This is a genomic window from Pseudanabaena sp. FACHB-2040 (genome assembly GCF_014696715.1).
In the GTDB taxonomy this organism is placed as follows: Bacteria; Cyanobacteriota; Cyanobacteriia; order Phormidesmidales; family Phormidesmidaceae; genus JACVSF01.
Map to the genome: position 1 here is coordinate 133196 of NZ_JACJQO010000011.1, position 13455 is coordinate 146650.

The 13455-nt window shown below is 55.2% G+C and carries 8 protein-coding genes; 6 read left to right on the forward strand and 2 right to left on the reverse strand.

All coding sequences use genetic code 11. The features are described from left to right. The first annotated feature begins 83 nt into the window (after nucleotides 1-83). Together H6G13_RS14650 and H6G13_RS14655 are read left to right on the forward strand one after the other, a co-directional pair. Nucleotides 84-1892, forward strand: a complete 1809-nt coding sequence (locus tag H6G13_RS14650) for a PAS domain S-box protein (protein ID WP_190483961.1) — start codon at nucleotides 84-86, stop codon at nucleotides 1890-1892. Between the two features lie 39 nt (nucleotides 1893-1931). Further along, nucleotides 1932-4319, forward strand: coding sequence for a diguanylate cyclase (locus tag H6G13_RS14655; protein ID WP_190483962.1), 2388 nt, complete (start codon nucleotides 1932-1934; stop codon nucleotides 4317-4319). 36 nt (nucleotides 4320-4355) lie between these two features. On the opposite strand, the gene H6G13_RS14660 is transcribed toward H6G13_RS14655, so the two are convergent. After that, nucleotides 4356-5528 carry an IscS subfamily cysteine desulfurase gene (locus H6G13_RS14660; protein WP_190483963.1) on the reverse strand — a complete coding sequence of 391 codons (1173 nt, stop codon included), beginning with the start codon at nucleotides 5526-5528 and terminating at the stop codon, nucleotides 4356-4358. Between the two features lie 38 nt (nucleotides 5529-5566). On the opposite strand from H6G13_RS14660, the gene H6G13_RS14665 reads away from it, so the two are divergent. Both H6G13_RS14665 and H6G13_RS14670 read left to right on the forward strand, forming a co-directional pair. Further along, nucleotides 5567-6148 carry a hypothetical protein gene (locus tag H6G13_RS14665; protein WP_190483964.1) on the forward strand — a complete coding sequence of 194 codons (582 nt, stop codon included), beginning with the start codon at nucleotides 5567-5569 and terminating at the stop codon, nucleotides 6146-6148. Between the two features lie 220 nt (nucleotides 6149-6368). Further along, a complete protein-coding gene (locus H6G13_RS14670; protein WP_190483965.1) occupies nucleotides 6369-8270 on the forward strand; it encodes a serine/threonine-protein kinase in 1902 nt (633 codons plus the stop codon). A gap of 18 nt (nucleotides 8271-8288) precedes the next feature. On the opposite strand, the gene H6G13_RS14675 is transcribed toward H6G13_RS14670, so the two are convergent. Beyond that, on the reverse strand, nucleotides 8289-9512 hold the full coding sequence (locus H6G13_RS14675; RefSeq protein ID WP_190483966.1) for a hypothetical protein: 1224 nt from the start codon (nucleotides 9510-9512) through the stop codon (nucleotides 8289-8291). A gap of 414 nt (nucleotides 9513-9926) precedes the next feature. Here H6G13_RS14675 and H6G13_RS14680 point away from each other — a divergent pair, with 414 nt between their 5' ends. Then, on the forward strand, nucleotides 9927-11753 hold the full coding sequence (locus H6G13_RS14680; RefSeq protein WP_190483967.1) for a FecR domain-containing protein: 1827 nt from the start codon (nucleotides 9927-9929) through the stop codon (nucleotides 11751-11753). Nucleotides 11754-12232: 479 nt separating this feature from the next. Continuing rightward, a partial coding sequence (locus tag H6G13_RS14685; RefSeq protein WP_190483968.1) for a FecR family protein occupies nucleotides 12233-13455 on the forward strand: 1223 nt, incomplete at its 3' end.

Genomic DNA, 13455 nt, shown 5'->3' on the forward strand with positions numbered 1-13455 from the left:
CTAGCCTTGTTCCCCATAATCGAGCATTAGACGATGCAGCAATCTGCTTATAGGGGAAGACTGAGCACTAAACAATGGGGGCTATGGAAACAGAAGTCTATCGGGCACTGCAGGAGTGCTGGCAGAGCTTAGAGGAACTGCATCAGCAGGTAAACGGTTCTCCTGCCGAGGCTAATCGCACTACGCTGCAAGGCACTACCCGCCAACTGAGGGCAAACTTAGCCAGACTGGAGGGGCTGCTGCAGGCTCCGGAGATCGGGGCTCAATCTTTTCAAAGCCTGGTTACGCCTTCTAATGCAGCTTCTGAGGCGTCTGTCGGGTCGCCCGACGGCGTTCAGGAAGCTAGCTTGCTCCAGCGCTGCTATCAAACCCTGGGCCTGCCTTTGGAAGAGATTAGCCGTAAATCTCTAAGGCAGGAGGGCAGCAATACCGACCGGGAAGAACGGCAGCGCATCGAGCAAGAGCTAGCCCATAGCAGGCGCTTGCTTGAGAAAATTGCAGATACTTCACCCCAGATGCTCTACATCGTTGATCTAGAGAGCTTTGCCAATATCTATGTTAATCGCCAAGTTGAGGAGATGCTGGGCTTTACGGCAGCAGAGGTGCAACAGCAGGGGGCTCAATTCTTTGGTAACCTGATCCACCCTGAGGATTTGGCCGTAGCGGAGCCTCATCTGCAGCGGCTGCTGCACAGCCGGGATGGGGAAGCATTTGATCTGGAGTACCGGGCCCGCCATGCCGATGGTTCTTGGCGCTGGCTGCAGTCGCGGGAGGTCGTGTTTGGGCGCAATGCCCAAGGGGAGCCCACCCAAATTCTAGGTATGGCAATTGACATCAACCACCGCAAGCGCATTGAGACAGCTCTGCGTGAAAGCGAGGCCCGCTTCCGCTCGACCTCAGAGCAGTCAGCTGTGGGCATTTGCCACTGCGATCCGGCTGGCCGCTTTCTCTGGGTTAACCCGGCCCTGTGCCAGCTGCTGGGCTATACCGAGTCAGAGCTTTTGGCCCTCAATTTTCAAAGCATTACGCATCCGGCAGATTTACCCCGGGCTGGAGCAGACCTGTCCGGGCTGACCTGGCAGCAACCCGCTTGCTCTTTAGAAAAGCGATACTTGCGTAAAAACGGTGAAGCTGTTTGGGGTCAGGTTACCCTGTCGGTTGTCCATGACGACAGCGGTAACCCCTGCTACATTACAGGAATTGTGCAAGATATTAATCTCTGGAAACAGGCCGAAGCAGAATTGCGGGCCTCGCTGCGAGAAAAGGACTTGCTGCTGGCAGAGGTGCACCACCGGGTTAAAAACAATCTGCAGATCATCTCTAGTTTGCTGGAGCTACAGGTTAATCGGATTCAAGATAGCGTTGCCCAGGAAGCCTTACTCTCCAGCCAAAATCGGGTGATTGCGATGGGCTTGATCCACGAAACTCTTTACCAGTCAGGCAATCTGTCTCAGATTGAGTTTGCTCAGTATGTCCGGCAGCTGGTAGCGGGCCTGTTTAGGATTTACGGTACCGATACTGCCCTACAGCTCAGCCTGGCGGTAGACGAAACCTTTTGCATCCCCAGCGACCTTGCCATTTCCCTTGGGCTCATATTAAATGAGCTGGTAACCAATGCCCTAAAGCACGGATTTTCTCGTATCCCGATGGGTACTCTCGTAATAGGACTGAGCTGCCCAACTCCCGGTGCTTATTGCCTGATAGTTAGCCACCCTGGCGATCGCCTGCCGCCAGCGTTTGACTTAGAGCGCTCCAGCTCTATGGGCCTGAAGCTGGTCAGGCTGCTGGCCCAGCGGATCCACGGCTATGTGACAGTGGAGCGAGGTCAGCAAACAACGTTTAAAGTTCAGTTTTGCTTACCTCAGTCCTCGCCTATCAGACCGCTTCGATGAGAGGCGCTGGCTCATCTTTTGTTTGCGGCTGTTCGTCCTATGGCCAATGTTTTGATTGTCGAAGATGAGCCGATTGCGGCTTGGAACATCCGAGAGGCGCTAGAGCAGCTAGGGCACCAGATTGTCGATGAAGTCACATCTGGCCAGCAGGCGATTGATACAGCCCGTCTAATACGGCCTGATCTGGTGCTCATGGACATCCGACTGACTGGCGAAATTGACGGTATCGAGGCGGCTGAGACGATTCAGGGGCATCTCAGCATTCCGGTGATTTTTCTGACTGCCTATGCCGATGAGATGACGGTGCAGCGTGCGATCGCAACCTCGCCCTTTGGCTACATCGTCAAGCCCTTTCGCTGGCGCGAACTGCAGACCAGTATTGAGATTGCGCTGCACCGTCATCGCCAGGAGAAGCATCTAGAAAGCGCGGAAAGTCAGCTGCTGACGACGCTAGAGAGCTTAGGGGATGGCACCGTAACGACCGATTCTGAGGGCCTAGTCAACTTTCTTAACCCGGTAGCTGAAGTCCTCACGGGCTGGTCGCGGCAAACGGCCATTGGTCAGCCGGTGGAGGCAGTGCTGGTGCTGCTAGAGGCGCAGACAGAGATTCAGGCGAAGATAGAGCCTCATTTGCTGCGGCAGGCGCTCCAGCGCTCAGGGGGGTGGCCGCTTTCCCAAGATTGCCTGCTGCAGACCCGCCAGGGAACGACTCGATACATCTCGATTTCTGCTGCCTCTATTCGCGACCAGCCGGGGCGGCTGTTGGGGGGCGTTCTGGTGTTTCGAGATATTACTGAGCGCAAGCAGCTAGAACAGCGGCTGCGGCAGCAGGCCGAGCGAGAGCAAATTCTTAGCACCATTGCCCTGGCCATTCGTCAATCTTTGAACCTAGAAGTGGTGCTAAAGACCACGACCGAGGCCGTACAGCAACTGCTGCAGGTCAATCGAGTTATTATTTACCGGCTAGAGCCCGATGGCAGCGGCAGTGTGATTGCGGAGTCTCTGGCCGGAGACTATACCTCCATGCAGGATGTGGTGTTGCATGATCCTTGCTTAACTGCGCCGCTTTGCCTAGAAAAGTATCGCAGCGGCTACGTTCAGGCAATTGCCGACCTGCAAACGGCAGGGTTGTCTGACTGCTATCTGGCCTTGCTAGAGCCGTTTCAGGTCAGGGCTCATCTGGTGGTGCCGATTCTGACCCGACAGCAGCAGCTTTGGGGCCTACTGGTAGCCCAACAGTGCGTCGCTCCTCGATCCTGGCAAGGGATGGAGATCGACCTGATGCAGCAAATCTCGCTGCAGGTGGGCATCGCTATTCAACAGAGCCAGCTCTATGAGCAGAGCCGTCGTCAGGCTCACCAAGAGGCGCTGCTCAATGAGATTGTCCAAGCCATTCGTACCTCTCTCAATCTGGATCAGGTGCTGCACCAGACTGCTGAACGGCTAATTTCGGCGTTTGCGGTCAGCCGCAGCGTCATTCGCTTGGGTCGAGATACGGATGACAGTTTTGTGTACAGCGTCAGCCAAGCTGCATCTGATGTGGAGGTGTTGTCGGACAAGACAATGCCGATTACTGATAATCCGCTGGTGCAGGCCCTGTTTGAACGCGAAGCTGTCGTTGCGATCGCAGATGTGGCGGCGGCAGATTGGCTGCGGTCCCTGCAGCCATATTTTCAGCGCAACGGCATCCAGGCCTGGCTGGGCATCGCCATCCGCTTTGAGGGAAAGGTCAGAGGTATGCTGTGTTTGCAGCAGTGCGATCGCACCCGCACCTGGCTAGACGATGAAGCGCAGCTGGCGACCAGAGTAGCCGATCAGCTAGCGGTCACGATTCAGCAGGTAGAGCTTTACCGGCGGCTGCACCGGGCCAATCAAGAACTCAACCGCTTAGCCCACCTAGACGGGCTCACTCAGGTGGCCAACCGCCGGTTCTTCGACGAGTATCTAGAGACAGAGTTTCGGCGGCAGCGGCGATACAACACCTGCTTGACCCTGATCCTCTGTGATGTCGATCACTTTAAGCAATTCAACGATACCTATGGCCATCTGGCCGGAGACGACTGCCTACGCGCCATTGCCCAAACCCTTTCCCAAGTGTTGAAGCGACCTGGCGACTTGCTGGCCCGCTACGGCGGAGAAGAGTTTGCCATCGTGCTGCCCGATACCCCTCTAGAAGGTGCGATCGCTTTGGCTGAAAACATCCTGACCGCGATCCGCCAGCTCCAAATCGCAGTGACAGAAACCGGCCCACTGGCCCAGGTGACAGTCAGCTTAGGCATTGCCAGCCTGGATATCATACCGACCGATGCGCCCGCTGGCCTAATATTGGCTGCTGATCAGGCCCTCTACCTAGCCAAAGCTCAAGGCCGTAACCGCTACTGTTTGCCCTTTCAACCCCAGTCCGAGGAACTTAAACCAAGCGTTTAACGCTACTAAGCCTCCACTCATCTACCCTTCCACCCCTCACCCCTTCACACCTGAAGCAGCCCGTCGTAAGGATTGGATGGTTGCGATCGCAGCCTCCGCCACCCGATCAATCTCCGCTTCAGTCGTAAACCGACCCAATCCAAAGCGCAGAGAAGCATAGGCCAACTCTTCAGAGCGGCCCAGGGCGGTGAGGACGTGGGACGGTGCCAGGGTCGTAGAGCTGCAGGCAGAGCCTGAAGACAGCGCCACTGTCGAGCGCAGGCCCAAGAGCAGAGCTTGACCGTCTACGCCTGCAACACTGATATTCAAGTTGCCGGGTAGTCGTTGGGTCGCATGGCCATTGAGATAGAGATCGGGCAGCGGCTGTAGCTGCTCCCAAAGCCGATTTCGCAAGGCGATCTGTCGTGGGGCTTCCTGTGGCAGCTCTGCTAGAGCCAGCTCAACGGCCTTGGCAAAGCCGACGATCTGAGGCGGGTAGAGGGTGCCTGAGCGCATGCCGCGTTCGTGGCCTCCTCCGTGGAGCTGTGGGGCCAGCTTGACTCGGGGCTGTCGTCGCCGCACATAGAGCGCACCAATGCCTTTGGGGCCATAGACCTTGTGAGCCGTCATTGACATCAGATCGATCTGCATAGCGGCCACGTCTAGCGGGATTTTGCCCAGGGCCTGGGCCGCATCAGTGTGAAACAGCACATTGCGGCGGCGGCAGTGAGCACCAATCTCAGAGAGGGGCTGCAGCACGCCAATTTCATTGTTGGCGGCCATGACTGATACCAGCACCGTATCCTCTCGAAAGGCATTTTCCAGGGCGGCTAGGTTAATCAGGCCATCGGCCTGCACCGGCAGGTAGGTCACCTCAAACCCCAAAGATTCTAGATAGCGGCAGGGATCGAGGATCGCGCTGTGTTCAGTCTGTACGGTAATCAGGTGCCGCCCTTTGGCAAAATAGGCTTCAGCCACGCCTTTTAGGGCTAGGTTGTTGGCTTCGGTAGCGCCGCTGGTAAAGACGATCTCCTCTGGAGTGGCCTGGATGGCTGCTGCCAGAGTAGATCTAGCCTGTTTGACCGCAGCTTCGGCCGCCCAACCATAGGCATGGGTGACGCTGGCCGGATTACCAAAGTGCTCAGTAAAAAAGGGCACCATAGCGTCTACCACCCGAGGATCGACCGGGGTTGTCGCATTGCAGTCAAGATAGATTGGGCGCTGAGTCACCCCCACTCCTAATTTGAATCTAGATTTGAATCTAATTTATGAATACGACCAGTCATCTCATCCTCAATCTAGCAATTCTGCGCCGCCCTACTCAGCCCCAGGTGACCTGGCCAGTTTTAGTCGGGGCTTTTCTGCCCGATGCAGCTATGTTTGTGTTCTATGGCTGGGCTCGTTTTTGGGCTGGGCTGCCGAACTCGACGATTTGGTCAGAAGCATTTTTTGCTCCTTTTTGGCAGGACATCTTTGCGGTGGGTAACTCTGTTCCCTTAGCGGGGTTGGGGTTAGGCATTGCCTATCTGCGTCGGCAGCCGCTTTGGATGGCGGGATTTGCTAGTATGCTGCTGCATCACCTTTTTGATCTGCCGCTGCACAACGACGATGCCCATCGGCACTTTTTTCCGCTTAGCGACTTTCGTTTTATCAGTCCGGTTTCTTATTGGGATCCTAACCACTATGGGGTGCTGGCGGCGCTAGTAGAGCTGGTGGCGGTGCTGCTGGCTAGCGTTTATCTGCTGCGGCTGATCAAATCTCGTTGGGGGCGAGCGGCTTTGCTGTTGACCAATGGGCTGACCATGATCTTTTACCTCGGTTTTTATGTTCGCCCGCTTTGGGCTGCTTGAGCAGGCTTTCAAAGGCGTTCATCGCTCTATGAAGTGTCCGTGAAAAGGCTTCGGTATTCGACACTCGGAGAACGCTTTCCTTTTCAATGGATGGGGGGTAGCCTCGGTAAATCTCAGGCTGTTTACTCGCGCTTAATAAAAGCCGTATTCCTACGATGGACGCCAGTGTCTGCACAGCGCTAGTGTGTTTCAAGACTTTTGGTTCTGATGGGGTTGGAGGATGGGCGAATCCTCCTTTTGCCTGTGGGGTCATCCCAAACCAGCGATCGCATCCTCATCTTTTCATCAGTGCATCTCTATGTTGAACCAGGCAATCGGCGGACGATACCAGATCTTGAGTTATCTGGGGGGCGGTGGTTTCGGGCAAACTTACCTGGCCGAAGACCGACACCTGCCAGATCACCCCTGCTGTGTAGTTAAGCAGCTCAAGCCCCAAAAGGCCGATGAGCACTCGCTTGACCTGGCCCGGCGGCTGTTTGATGCGGAGGCGCGGGCACTTTACCAGCTCGGTACCCATGAGTGTATTCCCCGCCTGCTGGCTCACTTCGAAGAAAGTGCTCAATTTTATCTGGTGCAGGAATATATCGAAGGCACTCTCCTGAGCGACGAACTGCAGGAGACTGGGCTTCTAGACGAAGCTGCCACGATAGAGCTGCTGATCAACGTCCTCAACACCCTTAATTTTGTTCATCAGCAGCAGGTCATTCACCGCGACATCAAGCCCTCCAACCTGATTCGGCGCCATAGTGACGGCAAGATTGTGCTGATTGACTTTGGCTCAGTCAAGCAGGTGAGCGGCCCGGTGGTAGAACCTGAAAGCCAGGTGAGCATGACCGTGGCCATTGGTTCACTGGGGTACATGCCTAATGAGCAGCTTGCGGGCCAGCCCAGCCTCAGCAGCGATATCTATGCGGTTGGCATGCTGGCTCTGCAGGCGTTAACTGGCGTCGATCCTAAGCGACTCAGCAAAGACCCCCGCACCAGTGAGGTGTCGTGGCACGACTTGGTTTCGGTTAGCCCGACGCTGCAGGCCGTACTCGACAAGATGATTCGCTACGACCACCGGCAGCGCTACTCCTCGGCCCAAGAGACTTTGTCGGCCCTAGAGTCGCTGGCAACCACGTTGGCACTAGCCTCCCACGCCGATCTCACTCCCGTTAGCATTGCCCAGAGCGGCTACTCTGCCTGGGATACTCACCTGGCCTGGTTAGAGCGAGGCGATGACCTGTTCAGCCAGAATCGCTACCAGGAGGCGATCGCCGCCTACGAAAAGGTGCTGCAACTTCAGCCTAGCCACGATGCGATCTGGTTTAAGCAGGGGCTGGCCTATGAGGGGTTGGGTAACTACGAGGCTGCTGTAACTTCTTACGACCGGGTTTTACAGCTACGGCCCGAAGACTATCTGGCCTGGCTGAAGCGGGCTAAGGCGCTAGAAGCTCTAGAGCGCTATGACGGAGCGCTGGCTGCTTACGACGAGGTGCTGCGGATTCAATCGGATAATTACTGGGTTTGGTGCGATCGCGCCCAGGTACTAGAAAAGCTGGGTCGGGGAGACGATGCACTGGCTGCCTACGAACGAGCGGTGCAGCTACAGCCCGACTTTGTCCTGGCCTTAGAGCGGCGCAAGCAGATCCTACAGAGCCTGCAGCGGGTCGAGCAGCTTTACCAGCTGCAGCACTACGATGAGGCGATTGCTGCTTGCGATCGCACCATCGAATCCGATGCTGAGGACTCCGATGCCTGGCTAATGCGAGCAATGGCGCTAGAAAACCTTCAGCGGCTACGAGAGGCAGCGCTCTCCTACGAACGAGTAGTGCGGCTGCAGCCCGACGACCACGTAGCCTGGTTCAAACTGGGGACAGTGCTAGAAAAGCTGGACCACCCCCGGCATGCAGTTGTGGCCTATAGCCAAGTAACTCGAATTCAGCCTGACAATTACTGGGCCTGGTACCAGCGAGGACAGGCCCTAGAAAAGCTGGAGTCATTCAAGCAGGCAATGACCGCCTACAACCGAGCAATTCAGCTCAAGTCCGACTTCCGCTCAGCGCTGACAGCCCGACAACAGCTGATCAACCGGCTGCTGTCCTCCCCAGTAATGGCAGAAATGTCTCCTTCAGCCTAAAACCGGCCACCCACTTTCCTAAAATAGGGGCACCGTGCCCTCAAAGTTAATGCCCAAAATCGCATCTTCAAACCGCACGCTGGGCAGCGATGAACGGCCAAAGCTAAACCCTCCAAACAGACTGACCCGCACTTCCGGCGTAATTTGGTAGACCATTTGTCCGATGATCTGCTGATAGGTGTCAAACCGCTCAAACGCTGTGTAGTCAGCTAGGGTAAGCTGGTAGTTTAGCCCAACCTGCAACTCGGGCGTAATTTGGTAGCTGGCGTAGATCCCGGCAAACTGAATAAGGCGATCAAAAGACTGAGGATTGCTTAAATTGAGCTGCAGTTGATAGTACGTGTTGACTGCAATTTCTGGAGTTAATGGGTCGCGTCGTGCCAGCAGCAGTTCAAACGAATCATTGGCAAAGAAACGGTCCTGAATGCCCGGCCTAAAAAGCCCCTGATGGCTCCAGCTCAGCTGACCGTAGCTGCGCGGCGTCAGCCCCTGGCGAATGCCCAACCGCAGGCGAACCTCATCATAATTGGCTGAGCCGACATTGAAATACCGCTGAAAGTTGACGTCTGCCACTGCTAGCAAATATGTTTCTCGGCCTAGGGCAGGGTATAACCCTAGAGAAATTCCTGGGCGGATTAACTGGTCACCCACTAGCTCCTGCATCTGATCTAGCGCCAAAAAGATGTTGCCGCTGTTGAGCAGGCTGACTCTACCCGTCAAATAAGCTATGGGGGCGGGCTGCTGAGTTGCTACTTCTGGAATAAAGGGCTGCTCCCGGAGGCGAATGATACCCAGTTCCGGATCTTCGACTGCAGTACGAATGCGGATGATGCCCAGCTCCGGATCTACACCTTCAAGTTCGGCCTCGTCTTCAGACGCTGAATCAGCAGGGGCGCTCTGAGCGATAGTAGCGGCCGTTCTAGCAACGGTTTCCGGGGAGAAGAGATCTGACTTCAAAGGTGTGTCTGGCTGGGCAAAGCTAAATTCAAAAGATTTCGTCCTAGTTTCGAGCGGGCCTGTCTCGGCCAGCTGAGGCTGTGGGCTAGAGAGCCAAAGCTCATAGTCAGGAGATACTCCATCTAAATCGGCAGCCGAAGTGGAAACAGAGGTCAGATCTGCCTCAGGCAACGACAGTTCAGGTAACGTCGGCTCTGGCTCTGCCGCTTTGAAGTCTGCCTGGTCGGCTTCGTCCGTAGGGGCTTGAATCAAACCGTCTGAGGCCGAATGGCGTGCAGAGGGCACTGTTTCTTCAGAAGTCTCCAAAGAAATCATATGGGCTTTAGAAGGACTGCAAAAAAGCAGCATCAAGCCCAATACCAATGCTCTCCAAGAGGCATTGATACAGCCTTTAAGTAGAAAATCAGCTGCCACACTTTCTCAAGATGAACGTCCCGTTCCTTTCTAACTCTACTGACAAGCTCTGGCATCCCCCAAAGCGCTTCATCAAGTGTCAATCAAGCTTAGTAAGTTTTTCGTAAAACCACTCCCATAACTTCATGCAGTAGAAATAGCATGATAATTAGAGGACTACCGTTATTTACGACTTATCCTGGTTAGGTCGGGTAACTGCTAAAAGATTAGGGAAGCATAACAGTAAAGAGTCTAGGGTGCACTGGCCTCTCTTAGAGCGTGTGGCTTCCACTGAGGAATTAGTATATGGTTTGTCAAAAGTTTATCAGCCTTGCTGGCTTGGCAGCTTTAGTGGGGCCGCTCTTGCTGGCGTGTCCGGTCAAGGCGGATGTTGCCCTGACCCGGGCCAACGTCAATGCCTTGCTCAATCGAGTTGAGCTGATACCTCGGGGCCGCTCAGCTCGCCCAGCTCGGCTGTCAGATTTTCTGGGTACGGGAGATGCGCTCAGAACGGCAGCCCAATCACGAGCTGAGCTGCGCTTTAACGATGGTTCGCTAGCGCGGATAGGAGAACAGGCAACCTTTCGATTTACCCCCAATACCCGCAACTTCCGGCTGACTAACGGTACTGTGCTGCTGTTGGTTCCACCGGGACGAGGCCGCACCACGATCCAAACTCCTAACGCTATCACCGGCATTCAAGGCTCAGCCTTGGTGGTACGACACATTCCAGGGCGCAACCTAACGCTCGTCATGGCGCTGACCGACAACCCCGCCGGACCAATGACGGTCACCACTCAAGACGGTACCCAAACCTCAGTCCTGTATGCAGGGCAGATGGCCCTGATACAGCCAAACCGGATTGAGGTAGTTGAATTTGACCTCAGCGCTTTTCATCAAACCAGCGACTTGGTTGATGGTTTGCGACTGGATGATGAGATCTTTGAGAGTGACGCCGACGATCCCTTACAAGCGGTTCGTGAAGAAACCCGGCAGGCTCTGGAACAGCAATCTCCTTTCAATACCGAAAGCGCTGTTCTTGCTCCCGACTTCATCAGAGCCGACGTCTCTCCTACAACGCAGACTGACGATCCTCAGCAACTGTTGACAAATGAGAACGGTCTAAATCAGTTTACCGAGCTAGAGCGATTTACTGATCTGCCCTCCAGTCTTGGACTGCCAGATAGAAGTAGCCCAGCTGAAGTGACTAGAGAACCCGCTGTCAGTTCTCCGGCTGAGACGCCTGCTGCTGCGACCCCCAGCGGGGTCGAGGTTACGGTGCCTACAGCCTCGACGGCCAATCCGGCTCCTGCTATAGGCGTGGCTCCATCTCCACCGATAACACCCGCTCTCCCCTCGATTGGCACTCCGGCAGTCTCTATCCCTGAATTTCCTGTAATTGCAATTCCCACAGTTCCTGGGACGGGTACTCCCGCAGCCCCGACCGCACCTACGACGCCTGCGAATCCGGTGGACCCGGAGGAGCCACTTCCCCCGGTTCAGGTCATTCCTGTAGATCCAGAAATAGGCGTTATCCCTACGACGCCCACTACCCCCGAAGTCCCAGCAGTTGGTACCCCGGCAACTCCAGCGACTCCAGCAACCCCAGCAAACCCGACAACTGGAACCCCAGCGACCCCAGCGACGCCAGCGACGCCTGCCAATCCGGGAGCTGGAACTCCAGCGACCCCAGCGACGCCAGCGACGCCTGCCAATCCGGGAGCTGGAACTCCAGCAACCCCAGCGACGCCAGCAACACCTGCCAATCCGGGAGCTGGAACTCCAGCAACCCCAGCGACGCCAGCAACACCTGCCAATCCAGGAGCTGGAGCTCCAGCGACCCCAGCGACGCCAGCGACGCCTGCCAATCCGGGAGCTGGAACTCCAGCAACCCCAGCGACGCCAGCAACACCTGCCAATCCAGGAGCTGGAACCCCAGCGACCCCAGCGACGCCAGCGACGCCTGCCAACCCAGGAGCTGGAACTCCAGCAACCCCAGCGACGCCAGCAACACCTGCCAATCCAGGAGCTGGAACCCCAGCAACCCCAGCAACGCCAGCAACGCCTGCGAATCCGGGAGCTGGAACCCCAGCAACCCCAGCAACGCCAGCAACGCCTGCGAATCCTCTGTAAAAAGATTTAATCCTGGCCCTTTTGAACACAGAGCCGGGATTAAACGTTTGAAAAGGCGTATGAACTCTGCATATGCCTTAACAGAACAGCGCCTCTTGCAACTTCTTCTTTCGTGAGGCGTCGAAGAAGAGTAGGCCCTTAGCGCCTAGAAATTACGGATGTATCCGTAATTTCACTTAGAATGCTATAAGATTAGGCACTAAGTAAGTCTCTTCTGGCGAGACTGTAAACCCTCAAGATCTTGATTTGAGCCTGCTAGGCGCAAGGAAAGGCCTTAGTAAATTACGACGTATTAAGAATCTGTAAAATTATCCAACTCTGTCATGAAGTAAAATTATCAGGATTGTTCAAAGGGTCAGGGTGCTTCTTCAGTGATTTCGCTGTTGACTAATACAAGTGTTTATATTCGCTAAAAGCCTTAGTTAATCTGTCTTAGTTAATTCTTTTAAGTTCGGTGCAGTTACCCAGGCAAGGTCGTAATGCTGTCTAAACAGGTCATAGCTGCCGTGTTGTGTCAACGCCTTACTCAAATTGCTGGATTGGCTCTCTTGACCAGTGCTCTGCTGCTGCCCTCCCCAGCTAAAGCAGATGTTGCCCTGACTCGAGCCGATATTAATGCTTTACTCAACCGAGTTGAGCTTATTCCTCGAGGTCGCTCGGCTCGTCCGGCGCGAGTATCCGACTTTTTGGGCACGGGTGATGCGCTGAGAACGGCTGCAGCTTCTCGAGCCGAATTACGTTTCAACGATGGTTCTTTAGCGCGAGTTGGGGAGCGGGCAACTTTCCGCTTTACCCCCAATACCCGCAACTTCCGGTTGACTAACGGCACTGTGCTGCTGTTGGTTCCACCAGGACGAGGCCGCACCACGATTCAAACCCCTAATGCCGTTACTGGAATTCAGGGCTCAGCCCTAGTAGTGCGCCACATTCCAGGACAAAACATGACAATTGTCATGGCGCTGACCAACAATCCTGCTGGACCTATGACGGTCACTACCCAGGATGGCGTACAGACTTCGGCGCTATATGCCGGGCAGATGGCCCTGATACAGCCGAACCGAATTGAAGTAATCGAATTTGACCTAAATTCCTTCCACCAAACCAGCGATTTGATGGATGGGTTAAATTTGAGCGATGAGAGCTTTGAAGGCAATGCTGACGATCCGCTCCATGCGGTTCGTGAGGAAACTATTCAGGCCCTCAGTGAACAGACTGAATTTGCTAACGACGCTAGCCCAATACTCAACCCTGTCATATTGAGTATCGATAGCTCCCAAGATACCGTTGTTGAACAACCCTGGATACTGTCCCCGGTGGGTTCTGTTAATGGGGTATCAACGGATGCAGTTGATACTGTCGTGCCTCCAGGGGTTCTGGCTTCTTCCGATGAACCAGAACGGCCTCACTCCGGTCCAGGCTTGCCAACGGTCCCTCGGGCTGATGAGCCTGTTCGGCCAGAGCCTAGTCCCCCAGGGACGCCTGGCTTCCCAGGTAAAGAACCCCCCTCAGGACCTAACAATCCAGGACCTAACAATCCAGGACCTAACAATCCAGGACCTAACAATCCAGGACCTAACAATCCAGGACCTAACAATCCAGGACCTAACAATCCAGGACCCAACAATCCAGGACCCAACAATCCAGGACCTAACAATCCAGGACCTAACAATCCAGGACCTAACAATCCAGGACCTAACAATCC